Origin of the sequence: Winogradskyella sediminis (assembly GCF_003387355.1) — a bacterium.
In the GTDB taxonomy this organism is placed as follows: Bacteria; Bacteroidota; Bacteroidia; order Flavobacteriales; family Flavobacteriaceae; genus Winogradskyella; species Winogradskyella sediminis.
This window is the reverse complement of sequence record NZ_QUNH01000002.1, coordinates 1021732-1036900: the sequence shown is the minus strand read 5'-3', so window position 1 is coordinate 1036900 and position 15169 is coordinate 1021732. Positions and strand designations below refer to the sequence as shown.

The following is a 15169-nucleotide window of genomic DNA, read 5'->3' as shown; positions in this document are numbered from 1 at the left end:
TTATTTTATTTTAGGGCGTTTAAAGACATTCTAAAAACAGCATGCAAAAGTAAATTATAATTAAAGGATTAGCAAAATATTAACTATTAAATACGATTATCATAATACTTTTGACCTACTAAACGCAGCATGAAGGCACTAAAACATCTCAACAAATATTTCTACAAATACAGGTATCGTATTGTTATAGGTATCTTTATCACCATAATTTCTAAAATTTTCGCACTCTTTACTCCTCGTTTGGTGGGTGCATCTATTAATGTGGTTTCCGACCGATTAGAGGGTAACATTTCTGAAGACATCTTTAGGAGCGATTTAACCTTAAACATTCTTTACCTTATAGGAGCGGCCGTTGTCGCTGGTATTTTTACGTTTTTAATGCGTCAGACTATTATTAACGTATCGCGTTATATAGAATTCGACCTTAAAAATGAAATCTATCACCATTACCAAGTATTGTCACTAAAATTTTATAAATCGAATCGCACAGGTGATTTAATGAACCGTATAAGTGAAGATGTGGGTAAAGTTAGAATGTATGTTGGTCCTGCCATTATGTATACCATAAATACAATTACGTTATTTGCAGTAGCTATTATATATATGGTAGACAGATCGCCTTCCTTAACCTTATATACTTTACTGCCATTACCTTTTCTTTCGGTAGCGATTTATAAACTAAGTCGTTTAATTAATAAACGAAGCACCATAGTACAACAATCGCTTTCCACACTATCTACCTATTCTCAAGAAACGTTTAGTGGAATTTCAGTCATTAAATCATATGGTATAGAACCAAGAACCAATGTTGAATTTGAAAATCTTTCAGCAGAAAATCGTCAAAAACAAATAGATCTTACTAAAGTACAGGCCTTGTTTTTTCCGATGATGATTTTATTAATTGGCGTCAGTAATCTTATTGTAATCTACGTTGGAGGTATGCAATATATGAATGGTGAAATTGAAAACATCGGAACCATCGCTGAGTTTATTATCTATGTCAATATGTTAACTTGGCCTGTGGCAACCGTAGGATGGGTAACATCGTTAATTCAGCAAGCGGAAGCTTCGCAAGAACGTATCAACGAATTTTTAAATACCGAACCAGACATAAAAAATACAGCAACAGAGCTTACTCCAATTAAAGGTGATATTGAATTTAAAAATGTGTCTTTTGTATATCCCGACACTAATATTGAAGCACTAAAAGACGTTAGTTTTAAACTAAAATCTGGAGAAACGCTGGTGATTCTCGGAAAAACAGGTTCTGGTAAATCTACTATTTTAGATCTTATTGGCCGTTTATATGATATTGATAAAGGTTCTATCTTAATTGATGACACCGTTATTTCCGAATTAAATTTATTTAGCCTCAGAAAAAGTATTGGCTATGTACCGCAAGATGCGTTTTTGTTTTCCGATAGCATTAAGAATAATATAAAATTTGGCAAAGAAGAAGCAACAGATGATGACGTTATAGAAGCGGCTAAAAATGCTAAAGTTCATAAAAATATTATTGGGTTTAGTAAAGGTTACGACACTATTTTAGGAGAGCGTGGTATTACCCTATCTGGTGGTCAAAAACAACGTGTATCTATTGCCAGAGCTATTATTAAAAAGCCCGATATTTTATTATTCGATGATTGTTTATCTGCCGTAGATACAGAAACAGAAGAAAAAATACTCAAAAATCTAGTAAAGCTAACTAAAGATAAAACCACAATTATTGTAAGTCATCGTGTGTCTTCTGCAAAAAATGCAGATCATATTATTGTTTTAGATGATGGAAAAGTAATTGAGTCCGGAAATCATGAAAGCCTTATAAATACAGACAGCTACTACAAGGAATTATATAAGAAACAACTCTCCGAAAAAGAAATGTAAGTATTTGTTGTTTAGATAATTTTTTTTTTAGATTTTTGGATTGAAATTTTAAAAAATAGATTGAGATATGAGCGATTATGAAATGATGGATAAAGAAGAAATATATTCTAAAGTATTGCGTGCAGGAAGAAGAACCTATTTCTTTGATGTTAGAGCGACTAAAGCTGGTGATTATTACTTAACGATTACAGAAAGTAAAAAATTCACTAATGATGATGGTTCTTTCCATTATAAAAAACATAAAATTTATCTTTATAAAGAAGACTTTAAAGAGTTTAAAGAGATTTTAGCCGAAATGACCGATTATATTATCAACGAAAAAGGTCAAGAAGTCATTAGCGAACGTCACCAAAAAGACTACAAGCGCGAAGATGATTTTGTGACTCAAGAAGCTAAAACACCACAAGACACTAAAAACATCGATAGCTTTACAGACATTAGTTTCGATGATATTTAAAAACAACATTTGTTAAATTATAAAGAACCTTGACCATAATCGTCAAGGTTTTTTTATTTTTAAACCTAACCAACGCTATAATCTATGTTTCGCTTCTTACTATTCTTAATAGTTTTTGTTACGCCATTTCAATCACAGTCACAAACAGATTTATCTTACTATATCTCTCAAAATGTCAACCTCAATCCCAATATACCTACTCCAGAAAGTGTTATTGGCCATCAGGTCGGCGAATGGCATATTACCCACGATAAGTTGGTAGAATATATGAAGGCTTTGGCAAAGTCTTCCGACAGAATTACTTTAAAAGACAGAGGCCAAACGTTTGAAAATAGACCTTTACTTCTACTCACCATAACATCACCTGAGAATCATAAAAATATAGAAGCGATACAAACCGCTCATATCGAAGCCACAGACGCTAAATCTGCCAATGCAGCACACAGACCCATTGTTGTTTACCAAGGGTTTTCTATTCATGGTAACGAACCAAGTGGAACCAATGCAGCATTGTTAGTGGCTTACTATTTGGCTGCGGCTGAAGGCAAAGCCATTAACGATCTATTAGAACATACGGTTATATTATTTGATCCTGCTTTAAATCCCGATGGTTTACAACGCTTCGCCTATTGGGCAAATACCAATAAAAACATCAATCTTAATCCAGATCCCAACGATAGAGAATACAGCGAAATTTGGCCAGGTGGACGTACCAATCACTATTGGTTTGATATGAACAGAGATTGGTTACCCGTACAGTTACCAGAATCAAGAGCACGTATAGAAACCTTTCATAATTGGATGCCCAATATTTTAACCGACCATCATGAAATGGGTACAAATGCCAGTTTCTTTTTTCAACCGGGTGTCCCTTCTCGTACCCATCCATTAACACCGCAATTAAATCAAGAATTAACTAAAAACATCGCAACATATCACGCTAAAGCTTTTGATAAAATCGGTTCATTATACTATTCAGAAGAAAGTTTTGATGATTTCTACTATGGTAAAGGTTCTACATTCCCAGACATTAATGGTGGCATTGGTATACTGTTCGAACAAGCGAGTTCACGAGGTCACATACAAGAAAGCGACAATGGATTATTAACATTTCCTTTCACCATAAAAAATCAATATACGGCAGCTTTATCTACACTAGAGGCTGCACATAGTATGCGCCAAGAGATTTTAGAATACCAACACCAATTTTATAAAAACGTAAAAGAAGAAGCGGCTAAAGAAGGCAAAAAGGCTATTGTTTTTGGTGATGAAAAAGATGCAGCAAAAACCTTTCATTTAGCCGAAATTTTAAAACGTCATCGTATCACTTTTCACGAGGTAAAATCAGATTTTTCAAAAGATGGCAAAAATTATAAAAAAGGATACAGTTACGTGGTTCCTAAAAATCAAAAGAACCCCCGACTTATCAATGCGATGTTTGAAACCCGAACCACATTTAAGGATAGTTTGTTTTACGACGTGTCTGCTTGGACATTTCCGTTAGCCTTCAATGTAGATTATACCGAAACCACAACAGCACATGCCGGAACAGTTGTTACCGATTTAAAGCACCAACAAGGAGGTGTATCTCAACAAAGTGAGTATGCCTACCTGTTTGAGTGGCACGAGTACTACGCTCCTCAACTTTTAAATTCAATTTTAAACAAAGGTCTAAGAGCTAAAGTGGCTTTAAAACGTTTTAAAGCTAACGGCAAATCTTACGATTATGGCACGATTATGGTCCCTGCAAAAAACCAAGATTTTACCCCTTCTGAGATTTACAGTTTTTTAAAAGATAAAGCTGAAGAAAGTCATATTCAAATTAATGCTGTTGCCACAGGTCTTAATGAAGGTATTGATTTGGGTAGCCGAAATTTTAGAACTTTAGAGTTACCAAAAATTGCCCTTTTAGTAGGTGATGGTATCACGTCTTACGATGCTGGTGAGATATGGCATTTATTCGATACACGTTATAATATTGTCGCAACCAAATTAGACACCAAGAACTTTAGTCGTGCTGATCTCAGTCGTTACAATACTATTATAATGGTAAATTCTAATGGTGGTTTAAGTGAAAATAACACTAAAAAACTACACTCATGGATTAGAAATGGTGGAACATTAGTCGCTTATAAAAATGCCTTAAAATGGTTGAACTCAAAAAAAATAATGACTATTGATTTTAAGAAAAATAAATTAATAGCTAAAAACATTAGTTTTGAAGCACGTAGAAATTTTAGAGGAGCACAAGTGATTGGTGGCGCCATTTTTGAAGCGGAATTAGATCGCTCCCATCCTATTAATTTTGGTTATAAAAATAACACATTAGCACTGTTTAGAAACTCCACTTTATTTATTAATGAAGATAAAAATAGTTACAACAATCCTATTCAGTATACTAAAAACCCACTATTAAGTGGTTATATTTCTGAAGAGAATTTAGATAGTATTAGCAAAACCGTACCATTTAAAATAGGAAAAATTGGTAGAGGAAAAATAATAGGCTTTACAGACAACACTAACTTTAGAGCCTTTTGGTATGGTACAAACAAGTTGCTAATGAATGCTATTTTCTTTAGAGAGGAAATGTAGTTGGCTAAATAATTATTTTGAGATCGGCAGGTCTAAGAGACTTGCATGCCATTCCTCACTTTAGTTTCAGGATGCAATAAAAAAACATCATTAGCCTTTACGGCACCAACCACTAAGCATGCGCTCATAAAATTAGCAATTTGCTTTTTAGGAAAATTAACAACCGCTACAATTTGTCGGTTTAATAATTCATCTTTTTGATAAAGTGTTGTAATTTGGGCTGAAGATTTTTTAAGTCCTAAATCCCCAAAATCAATAGTTAATTTATAAGCTGGTCGCCGTGCATTGGGAAAATCGTTAACTTCTATTATGGTCCCAATTCGCAAATCGATCTTTGTAAAGTCTTCAAATGTTATTATCTTTTCCATGCTGTAAAATTAATAAAATAAAATAGATACTAAAATAATGGCTAGAACAGAATCTAATATGTTGCCTTTAGGCACAAAAGCACCCGATTTCACGCTTATAGACACCGTAGATGAAACCCCAAAATCACTCCATCAATTAAAAGGGACAACAGCAACTTTGGTTATGTTTATATCTAACCACTGCCCTTTTGTTATCCATGTGCGTTCAGAATTATCGCAATTGGCAAAAGATTATGTGGCTAAGGGTATCAATTGTATTGCGATTTCGAGTAATGATGCTAAAAACTATCCGCAAGATCGACCAGAATTAATGCGAAAAAACGCCATTGAAAACGATTACATTTTTCCGTATTTATACGACCAAACTCAAGACGTTGCTAAAGCCTATGACGCTGCATGTACACCAGATTTTTTCTTATTTAATAGCGACTTAGAATTGGTTTACACTGGGCAATTAGACGATTCTAGACCAGGAAATGGTAAGCCTGTAACAGGAAAAGACCTTAGAGCAGCCATGGATGCTTTAATTAATAAAGCACCTATAAACCCCAACCAAAAACCTAGCATGGGTTGCAGTATAAAATGGCTAGACACTCACCATACTTCAAAATAACACTGAATTTATACTATAAACACATCCCAACAATCCATAAAGCCAGCACCATACACAAAACACAAAAATAAATTTCCGTGCATTGACATGTTTCTTATGCATTTTAGACCACTTACGGTTTACCGTAAGCGAATTAGAATAGAAGGTTTTATCTTGGCTGTTGACTGAGAAAATCTATACGTAACTTTACGTATAGTTTTTATAAGAAATTGAATTAACTTTGGGACCCATGACTTTAAATATTGAAAACATTTGCTATTACCTGACTAATTTGAGGGATATGAGTGATAAAAGTTATGATATAACGAGTTGTGTGTAATACCCAACCAAACTCAAAAACTGAAATGAAAAGACCTTATTGGATTTTATTGATTTTAATTCTTGGATTTACATCTTGCCATTTTTTGGGACCAATTGATGGAAATATTGAGACAAAAAATGTTCAAGTAAATTTAAAAGATATAATAGGAACTTGGAAAATGGACAAATTTTCTTACGAATATCTTTCTGAAATTAAAACAGACAGTATTATTTTGACATTTAAGTCTGATTATATTTTTGAAATGAATAATTCTCAAAATCTATTTGACCGAGAAATTAATAACGGAATCTCAGCTGGAACGTGGGAAATTATTGAACAGTACGACACGAAAAAAATTAAACTGAATTTCGATGACACAAAAATTACAAAGAATTTAGACGTTTATAAATTAAAAAAGGATTATCAATTATGGTATTTTTTGTCAGACCCTGATTCTGGAGAAAGAATTAGATTTCTAAAATAAAGTACTACACACAACACCGTGTATAATTAATTGCTTTTTTAGGCTTACTTGCGAAAATTCCTGCGGAATTTTCTCTGGTCCGTAAAAGTTTGCTAAATTAGCTACCCAACCACGCAACTAACCATACACAAACACGTTAGCAAAAATATGAAGAAAAGTAAATGAAAAGATATACTAAATTCTCGTCTTTAAGAGAGAATATTTTAAACTCTATTAAAGAATTTTTATTCGATGAAAATTTTAAAACTGACTCTAGATTAGAGGAAGGTATTCTTCATATTGTAAATCTAATTTCTGATTACAAAGAAGAAGGTCAAGTTCTATTTCCCGAGGTAATTGTCACTAACGATTTAGAAATCTTTAAAACTATATCTAATAAGGAAATAGTTATAAGAGAAACTGAATTATCTGTAAATGAATTTAAGAACGTAATAAAGCTCTGCGCGCCTTTAGCTCTTGGTAGTTGGGTTATTTTTATTGAGGTCAAAAATGGAAGAATGAAATATGGTCTAGTCGATGCAGAGTTAATAGAAACTAGTCCATCAATATACGAACAAACAGTAGGTTCCTTAAGAGTTGAATCAGACACGATGACTATTGCTTATATAAGAAATATTGGTTCAAAAACAGTAGAAATTACAGGCTTGAAAAAATGTTTAAATGTTTCATTGGAACTTAATGATAAAAAACAATCTGCGAACAATGAAATATTTGAAATTGCAAATGAAATAACATCAAAATGTTCAGATGAGTTTAAAATTCAAATAACAACGTTTATTGATAAGACGATTAACCAAGCTATAAAACAAGGACACGGAAACCTAATTGGAGTAATAGACAACTCTGATGATTCAATTTCCAAATTAAAGGATAAACTAAAGGATGGAGTGTATTTAGATAATCCAATTGATATTGCTGATTATGTGACTTACACTGAAAAAGAAAAAACTAATGAATCTTCTGTTACCCTAAAAGCTTATTCTGGAGTTATGATTTCTATGCTAAATCACGATGGCATTACGTTAATAAGTGATAATGGCAAAATTATTGGATACCATATGTTTATTGAGTCTATTCCTAACGAAGATGGTGAGCAACCTATTGGAGGAGCTAGAACAAGAGCATTTGAATCAATGATTAATTCAGGTCTTTTTAAAGCTTGTTTCTACAAGTCGCAAGACGGAAATTCAAAAATTTGGAAAAACAATGAGTAATAATAATGTACAATTATGGCAAGGTCCTGATGGAGTTATGATTCCTTCAGATGTTAATGATACTAATCAAATAGTTTCTTATGCCAATTCATTAACAGAAAAACAGAAAAACCAAATTGTAGCAGCTTTTCAAATAAAAGCCTATGATATGGCTGCAGAATATGCTTGGAAAAAAGCAATGGTAAAGCTTAAAGAGACTTTAGCAACGTTGGGTATGAAATTTATTGGAGAAATGCTTGGTCGAACAGATATTGATGAGTACTCAAGTATTGACACTGCCTTGACTGATTATACTACTATAGAACTAGCAGAACAATTGGGAGTAGTAAGTACAACAGCAGCTCTTAAATTGAGACAATCTAATGAACTAATAACACACTTTTTTTCAAAAGATGCTACAGAGGAAATTGACAATATATCCGCTGTACAAGTGATTAAATCAAGTATCCAATATATTCTTGGCGAATCTGATATTTCAATTGCAATAGAATTTTCAAACTTTAGAGATAGACTCTTAAGTGAAACTTTACAACTAAAAGACCCTCAAGTTGACCAAGTAATTAATTCACCTTTATTTTATATAAGGACTGTAACATCAATACTTTTATCATCAATTAAAAATGATAAGGGTGCCCGATTAGAGCATTCTCTTGCTAATTTAAACTTATTAATTAAGAGTATTTGGGATAATCTAGGTGAAAATGATAAATGGAATATTGGTACAGCTTATCGAGATGTTACTGCTGCTGGCAACACAATTGCTTCCGCAGGGCTTAAAAATGCTTTACTAAAGGTTGGTGGATTTGACTTCGTCCCAGAAAATCTACGTTCAGTTACTTTCAAGAAAGCTGCAAAAGAACTTCTAGAAACTCATTTTGAAATGAATAATTTTTATAATGAACCCCTTGCTATAAAGAAATTGGCAAATCTTGGAAGTACAATACCAGCACCTGCTTTAATTGATTGTATACAAGCATATATGGTAGTTTTTCTAGGTAACAGCTATGGCGTATCACGTGCTGCGTATCCAATAGCAGTAGAAAAACTTTCTGAAATAAGTAGGGAAAGATGGTTCTATTATTTTGAGAAAGTTATTACTACTGACTCTGTAGTTCTTGGAAAATTAATGTCAAGTAATAAAGTATCAAAGTTTAGCGATTTTTTAAATAGTTATTCTTTCAATGACTTTACTGGATTACCAAAAGACAATCAGCAGTTATATGACGCAGTTATTAATAACAAAACCCAAAAAGCTGTTGCGATTAGTAAAACTTTATATAACAGAATTAAGGAATAAAATACTTTTGCTAACAATGGCTATAAGTAATTGCTTGTTCTCGCCTACTTCTGAAAATCCTATCGGATTTTCAGTTTGGTGCGTACTTGCAAAGTTAAGTGCTAAACCACGCAACTACTCATAGCCGTAGACGTTGGCAACAATTATGAAAAACAGAATCCTATTATACTTTTTAGTTTCAATTTCTATATTTAGTTGTAAAAAAGATATAGCTGAATTTAAACCTACCAATCCTTTTGAAAATACTCTAGTTATAGAAAAACAATTTTTTGATTTAGATACCCTAACCAACCAAATAATCACAGGAGAAAAAGGGACAAAAATATACTTCAATCGAGAAGATTTTGACATTAACAAAAATGATAAAGTAACTTTAGAATTAAAAGAATATTACAATCGATTAGAGCTGATTTCTGATAATTTAAATACAATTACCAACAAAAATGAACTGTTAGAATCCAACGGTGTGATATATCTCAACCTAAAAGTTGGAGATAAAAAAATCAATTTAAAAAAAGATAAAAAATTGAGAATCGAATTTGCGCAAAAATTCAGAAAAGGAGACAGAATTTATAACGGTGTTTTGGATTCATTAAATCAAATTACTTGGATTGATGATAAAGAGACATATATATCATTCCCTGTATTTGATTTTGAATCAACAAGACAATTTGGTGGAGTTGAGACTTATATGAATAAAATTATATCAATCGATTCTTTAGATTATTATTCTCAGCTAAATATTGATATGCTATCTGATGCAACAAGTGAACTTTATGTTATAAACTGGTGGGATTACCCTTCTATTTTGATTAGTAATTTAGGTTGGATAAATGTTGACAAAATTATAGAACCTGATGCAATTATCTCTTACGAACTAAACTTGAACCAATCAGAATTAGATAATGTATCCACATTTTTGATTTATCAAGATTTAAACTCTTTTATTTCGGATTATCGACAACCGAATAATTTAAAATTTACAGAAATACCTATAAAGAATAAAACATCTTTAGTCGTAATAGCTAAAAAAAGAACAGAAATTTATGCAAACAGAATACTGTTGAATAAAAACACAATCGGCAACCTTGAAATCGAATTAAAAAAAACTGATTCTACTGAATTAGAAAAATTATTAAAAAAATAACTGTGTACAATAACGTGTATAATTCATTTCTAGTTCAAGCCTACTTACGAAAGTCCTCGCGGACTTTCTATCTGTGATTTATTTGCTAACCTTAGTGCTTAAACACATAACTACAAAACCGTTTGGCATAATTAAAAACACACATTGAGAAAGAAAATAATATTTATAGGAATTAAAGTTTTTTGGAATATATCTTTTCTTTAAATTATTAGGAACTTTTCTTTTTAAAACCAATAAAAACAAACCACAGAATTAGTCGAATTTAAACCTGCTGATAACCTCACAATTTATTGACAGTACTGTAAATGAGATAAAAAATACACGTCCTATTCAAGATCATATTTTAGATAACAACAATGCCTTTTGAGAATCTGAAACAGGTAGAACTCCTTCTTTTCAAGAGTTTCCGAATGGGAGTTTGCATAATTGTTAATTCCGCTTTATGGAGAGAAAGTGGTACAAGAAATTCGTGATACCATTAATTATTTATATGCTTGCTGAAAAACGTGCACAAACAGATGCTTTAGAGCTTACCTAATCATAATCTCTAACAGCCTATACACATTTCAATACCGTAATTCCAACACTATCGTTTGCATTTAAAACATACAAAGCTCCATCCACCGCTTGGTAAAACCGCACACCAAGCACACATAGCGCAGTGCCAATACCATTGGGTAAAGTAACAGGTTCTAAAACTAAAGTAGAACTGGCATAAGCACGATCCAAAACCATAGAAGGAGCCAAATGCAAGGCATAATTCAAATGCTCAAAATCAAAATCCAAAACACCATAAGTCAGCTCCATATGGGTAGCACCTTCCGCAAAGCCCACCTGCTGAATATCAAAATCACTTATGGTTAACGTAAAATCAGTATCAGAAATATGAAACTCAAAAGGCAAAATTCGCCTCACATTACAAGCTGGCGTATAACTAAACTGTTGCAACAGTTGAAGACCTTGTTCCTGCCCTATCCCTTCAAAAACGCAGCGTTTACCACGTTTATGCGTCGTATCTAAGGCCTTTATACGCGTAAACAAGCCCATCAATCGACTATGAAAATGTGTAAACTTATGCCCCTTATAAAACGGAAATAGCGCAGATCTAAACGCTTTATTCACCTCCGAGCAATGGCCAAACTCATTGGCATTCTCGCGCACACGTTGCATACTTGCCTTACTTTTTATTGCTTTTCTATTAAACCCACCACCCGCTTTGCGTGCAATCGGCTTGCCATTCAAATAATAAAAATTAATACCATTTAACGTCCCTACTAAAGGAATTATACCGCTCTGTTGTGCCATAAGATTCATTTTTTAGTTAAACACCTAATCTACAGCAATATACAAAATTTTACAATACAGGTTATAGCGTGGTTATAGTATGCTTATAATAAGGTTATAATAACCTTATAGCGTATTATATTTAACTAACAATTCGAATAAACATCTCGAAAACACTAATAAAGCCCACGCCCGACTTCAATCACAAAAAAAACTGAGTTCAAAAAAAGCCATAACAAGCTAATTCTTAAACTCAGTTTATAATTTATGAAAATCTATCTATTAATTTAAAAGCCCAATAAGTTCGGTAAATTTCTTCTCTTTAGCATAATCTAATGCGGTTTTACCTTCATTATCCGTAATGCTTTTATCAGCTTGGTGCTCTAACAGCAATTTTACAATAGCAACGTTATTGTATTGTGTGGCAAAAATTAATGCTGAGACTCCGAGATTATTTACGGCATTGAGATCTGCACCTCGTTCTACTAAAGTGGTTGCAAGCGCAAGATTACCTTTAAAACTCACACCTATTAAAGCCGTATTTCCAGAGGCATCTTTACCATTAAGGTCTGCATTATTTTCAATGAGTAATTGGGTAGCTACCTCATTATCAAAATAGGTTGCTAAAATGAGTGGTGTAAATCCACGTGCATCTTTAGCACTCACTAAATTAGGGTTTATATTTATTAAGGCTTCAAGTCTATCTTTATCGCCAGATCTAATGGCCTCAAAAAACACATCTATATCTTTCATTTTATTTATTTTTTTAAACTTAAAAGGAATGTCTTATAAAGCTCATTCCTTTTTAAGTTTTACATCGTTAAACATCTTATTTGATATCAAAACGACCTAAGTTCATCACTTTTGTCCATGCAGCAACGAAATCGTTAACAAATTTGGCTTTGCTATCGTCTTGTGCATACAATTCTGAATACGCACGTAAAATAGAATTAGATCCAAAAACTAAATCTACACGTGTTGCAGTATATTTCACTTCTCCTGTATGACGGTTGGTGATTTGGTACGTTCCATCGTCTTGTGATTTCCATTCGTAAATCATATCCGTAAGGTTAACAAAGAAATCATTGGTAAGAGCTCCTTCATTTTCAGTAAATACTCCGTGCTTTGTACCGCCATAATTAGTCCCTAAAACACGCATACCGCCTATAAGAACAGTCATTTCTGCAGCTGTTAAACCTAACAATTGGGTTTTGTCTAATAATAGCTCTTCAGGACTCACTACATAGTCTTTTTTCTGATAGTTTCTATAACCATCTGCAAGTGGTTCTAAAGATTCAAAAGATTCCACATCGGTCATCTCTTGCGATGCATCACCTCTTCCTGGTGCAAAAGGGACATTGACCTCCATGCCTGCATTTTTTATAGCTTTTTCCACACCAACATTACCAGCTAAAACTATAGTATCTGCAACACTAATATTAAATTCTGATGCAATAGGTTCTAATACCGCTAATACATTTTGTAATTGTTCTGGTTCATTGGCTTCCCATGTATTTTGAGGTTCTAATCGAATACGTGCTCCGTTGGCTCCTCCTCTCATATCAGATCCTCTAAAGGTTCTTGCACTATCCCAAGCTGTAGAGACTAATTCTGAAATTGTTAAATCCGTACTAGCTATTTTAGCTTTAACCGCTGCAACATTATAATTGTAATTTCCTTTAGGAATTGGATCTTGCCAAATTAAATCTTCTTGAGGTACATCTGGTCCAAACCAACGGTCTTTTGGTCCCATGTCTCTATGTGTTAATTTAAACCAAGCACGTGCAAAAGTGTCTGAGAAATACTCAAAATCATTCATAAATTTTAATGAAATCTCTCTATAAATAGGATCCATTTTCATGGCCATATCTGCGTCCGTCATCATAGGATTGTGCCTTGTTGTTAAATCCTCAACATCTACAGGCTTATCTTCTTCCTTAATACTTACAGGTTCCCATTGATCGGCTCCAGCAGGACTTTTTACAGATTCCCACTCGTGGTTAAATAACATTTCGAAAAAACCATTATCCCATTTGGTTGGATGCGTTGTCCATGCTCCTTCCAATCCACTAGTTACCGTGTATCTTCCTTTTCCAGATTTGGTAGGATTTGCCCAACCTAAACCTTGCGCATCAACATCTGCACTTTCTGGATCTGGTCCTAAAATACTTGCATCACCATTACCATGGGTTTTTCCCACGGTATGTCCACCAGCAGTCAGCGCTACCGTTTCTTCATCATTCATGGCCATACGCTTAAAGGTTTCACGTACCTGCTGCGCTGTTTTTAACGGATCTTGCTTACCATTAACCCCTTCTGGGTTTACATAAATTAATCCCATTTGTACCGCAGCTAATGGGTTTTCCATGGTTTCAGGACTGTCAACATTGGTATAACGCTCATCACTTGGCGCTAACCATTCTTTTTCAGCTCCCCAATACACATCTTTTTCTGGGTGCCAAATATCTTCACGTCCAAAAGCAAAACCATAGGTTTTTAATCCCATACTTTCATAAGCAATGGTTCCGGCAAGAATAATTAAATCTGCCCAACTCACTTTATTGCCATATTTTTTCTTGATAGGCCATAATAAACGTCTCGCTTTATCTAAACTTACATTATCTGGCCAAGAATTTAATGGTGCAAATCGTTGATTTCCGGTGCCTCCACCTCCACGTCCATCTGCCAACCTGTACGATCCTGCCGCATGCCACGCCATTCGTATCATTAAACCTCCATAGTGTCCCCAATCTGCAGGCCACCAATCTTGGGAATCGGTCATAAAATCGTGAAGGTCCTTTTTAAGAGCATCCACATCTAATTTTTTAAGCTCTTCCTGATAATTAAAATCGGCTCCTAATGGATTGGTTTTAGTATCATGTTGATGCAAAATATCGAGATTAAGCGTATTTGGCCACCAATCGGTTACTGATTTTTCAGTGGTTGTGATAGCACCTTGCATAAAAGGACATTTGCCTGTAACTGATCCACCGTGTGGATTTAATTCTTCATTTTCTGCATGTATTGGATCCGCAGAATCGTGGGTTGATTTTTCCATATATAACAATATTTACTGAGTTTCTTCGATAAAATTATAAAATAATCATTTTACATGAGATATTTTTATATTTTATTATCAAATATTTCAATAACCAAAAACTATCATTACATAAACAACTATAGTTATAGGTAATAATTTTGTGAATTATTTAGGATTTTTATTTCAAATTAATTTCGTAACTTTTCTAAAATATTTCAACCTAATTATTATGAGCACTACAGAATATACAAAAGTTTACTACGGAAATTTTATTTTAGTTACAAGAGTGAAAGATGAATTGGAAGCCGCTGGCATTGTTCCAATCATAAAAGATGAAGGTGAATCGCAACGTTTAGCGGGTTATGCTTCAATGAATCAAGGATTTCAAGAAGTGTATGTCCATAACGATGAATTAGAGAAGGCTATGGTGATTATTAATAAAACAAAAGCCGAAATGGAAGCGTCTTAATTAATAAAGGGCACTAGTG

Annotated in this window: 13 protein-coding genes; 9 read left to right on the top strand and 4 right to left on the bottom strand. The window is 33.5% G+C overall.

Translation table 11 applies throughout. The features are described from left to right. The first annotated feature begins 129 nt into the window (after window positions 1-129). From C8N41_RS11945 to C8N41_RS11935, 3 genes are all read left to right on the top strand, one after another. Window positions 130-1884: an ABC transporter ATP-binding protein gene (locus tag C8N41_RS11945; RefSeq protein WP_092447390.1), complete on the top strand. Its 1755-nt coding sequence runs from the start codon at window positions 130-132 to the stop codon at window positions 1882-1884. Between the two features lie 67 nt (window positions 1885-1951). Further along, complete coding sequence (locus C8N41_RS11940; protein WP_092447389.1) at window positions 1952-2341, top strand: PUR family DNA/RNA-binding protein; 390 nt, start codon at window positions 1952-1954, stop codon at window positions 2339-2341. 84 nt (window positions 2342-2425) lie between these two features. Then, window positions 2426-4933, top strand: a complete 2508-nt coding sequence (locus C8N41_RS11935; protein WP_115839413.1) for a M14 metallopeptidase family protein — start codon at window positions 2426-2428, stop codon at window positions 4931-4933. Window positions 4934-4965: 32 nt separating this feature from the next. Here the strand turns inward: C8N41_RS11935 and C8N41_RS11930 are convergent, their stop codons facing one another. Further along, the gene (locus tag C8N41_RS11930; RefSeq protein WP_115839412.1) at window positions 4966-5301 is read right to left on the bottom strand and encodes a tRNA-binding protein; all 336 of its coding nucleotides are present in this window, start codon (window positions 5299-5301) and stop codon (window positions 4966-4968) included. Between the two features lie 37 nt (window positions 5302-5338). Here C8N41_RS11930 and C8N41_RS11925 point away from each other — a divergent pair, with 37 nt between their 5' ends. From C8N41_RS11925 to C8N41_RS11905, 5 genes are all read left to right on the top strand, one after another. Next, window positions 5339-5914 (top strand): thioredoxin family protein, encoded by a 576-nt coding sequence (locus C8N41_RS11925; protein ID WP_115839411.1) that lies wholly within the window; start codon window positions 5339-5341, stop codon window positions 5912-5914. A 344-nt stretch (window positions 5915-6258) separates the two neighbouring features. Further along, entirely contained in the window at window positions 6259-6699 is a 441-nt protein-coding gene (locus tag C8N41_RS11920) for a hypothetical protein (protein ID WP_115839410.1), read from the top strand. A 161-nt stretch (window positions 6700-6860) separates the two neighbouring features. Continuing rightward, complete coding sequence (locus C8N41_RS11915; protein WP_115839409.1) at window positions 6861-7913, top strand: hypothetical protein; 1053 nt, start codon at window positions 6861-6863, stop codon at window positions 7911-7913. Next, a complete protein-coding gene (locus C8N41_RS11910; RefSeq protein ID WP_115839408.1) occupies window positions 7906-9210 on the top strand; it encodes a hypothetical protein in 1305 nt (434 codons plus the stop codon). Before C8N41_RS11915 ends, C8N41_RS11910 begins: the two co-directional genes overlap by 8 nt. A 145-nt stretch (window positions 9211-9355) precedes the next feature. Next, on the top strand, window positions 9356-10357 hold the full coding sequence (locus tag C8N41_RS11905) for a hypothetical protein (protein ID WP_115839407.1): 1002 nt from the start codon (window positions 9356-9358) through the stop codon (window positions 10355-10357). A gap of 555 nt (window positions 10358-10912) precedes the next feature. On the opposite strand, the gene C8N41_RS11900 is transcribed toward C8N41_RS11905, so the two are convergent. From C8N41_RS11900 to katG, 3 genes are all read right to left on the bottom strand, one after another. After that, window positions 10913-11662: a hypothetical protein gene (locus tag C8N41_RS11900; RefSeq protein ID WP_147298961.1), complete on the bottom strand. Its 750-nt coding sequence runs from the start codon at window positions 11660-11662 to the stop codon at window positions 10913-10915. Between the two features lie 261 nt (window positions 11663-11923). After that, window positions 11924-12394, bottom strand: coding sequence for an ankyrin repeat domain-containing protein (locus tag C8N41_RS11895; RefSeq protein WP_092447372.1), 471 nt, complete (start codon window positions 12392-12394; stop codon window positions 11924-11926). Between the two features lie 76 nt (window positions 12395-12470). Beyond that, window positions 12471-14699, bottom strand: coding sequence for a catalase/peroxidase HPI (katG, locus tag C8N41_RS11890; RefSeq protein ID WP_115839405.1), 2229 nt, complete (start codon window positions 14697-14699; stop codon window positions 12471-12473). A 211-nt stretch (window positions 14700-14910) separates the two neighbouring features. Here katG and C8N41_RS11885 point away from each other — a divergent pair, with 211 nt between their 5' ends. Next, window positions 14911-15150, top strand: a complete 240-nt coding sequence (locus C8N41_RS11885; RefSeq protein WP_115839404.1) for a putative signal transducing protein — start codon at window positions 14911-14913, stop codon at window positions 15148-15150. Window positions 15151-15169 lie beyond the last annotated feature (19 nt).

What these genes read in the sequence shown, in the direction of transcription:
- C8N41_RS11945 (WP_092447390.1), top strand. Translation starts at nt 130, where the DNA reads ATGAAGGCACTAAAACATCTCAACAAATATTTCTACAAATACAGGTAT.
- C8N41_RS11940 (WP_092447389.1), top strand. Translation starts at nt 1,952, where the DNA reads ATGAGCGATTATGAAATGATGGATAAAGAAGAAATATATTCTAAAGTA.
- C8N41_RS11935 (WP_115839413.1), top strand. Translation starts at nt 2,426, where the DNA reads ATGTTTCGCTTCTTACTATTCTTAATAGTTTTTGTTACGCCATTTCAA.
- C8N41_RS11930 (WP_115839412.1), bottom strand. Translation starts at nt 5,301, where the DNA reads ATGGAAAAGATAATAACATTTGAAGACTTTACAAAGATCGATTTGCGA.
- C8N41_RS11925 (WP_115839411.1), top strand. Translation starts at nt 5,339, where the DNA reads ATGGCTAGAACAGAATCTAATATGTTGCCTTTAGGCACAAAAGCACCC.
- C8N41_RS11920 (WP_115839410.1), top strand. Translation starts at nt 6,259, where the DNA reads ATGAAAAGACCTTATTGGATTTTATTGATTTTAATTCTTGGATTTACA.
- C8N41_RS11915 (WP_115839409.1), top strand. Translation starts at nt 6,861, where the DNA reads ATGAAAAGATATACTAAATTCTCGTCTTTAAGAGAGAATATTTTAAAC.
- C8N41_RS11910 (WP_115839408.1), top strand. Translation starts at nt 7,906, where the DNA reads ATGAGTAATAATAATGTACAATTATGGCAAGGTCCTGATGGAGTTATG.
- C8N41_RS11905 (WP_115839407.1), top strand. Translation starts at nt 9,356, where the DNA reads ATGAAAAACAGAATCCTATTATACTTTTTAGTTTCAATTTCTATATTT.
- C8N41_RS11900 (WP_147298961.1), bottom strand. Translation starts at nt 11,662, where the DNA reads ATGGCACAACAGAGCGGTATAATTCCTTTAGTAGGGACGTTAAATGGT.
- C8N41_RS11895 (WP_092447372.1), bottom strand. Translation starts at nt 12,394, where the DNA reads ATGAAAGATATAGATGTGTTTTTTGAGGCCATTAGATCTGGCGATAAA.
- katG (WP_115839405.1), bottom strand. Translation starts at nt 14,699, where the DNA reads ATGGAAAAATCAACCCACGATTCTGCGGATCCAATACATGCAGAAAAT.
- C8N41_RS11885 (WP_115839404.1), top strand. Translation starts at nt 14,911, where the DNA reads ATGAGCACTACAGAATATACAAAAGTTTACTACGGAAATTTTATTTTA.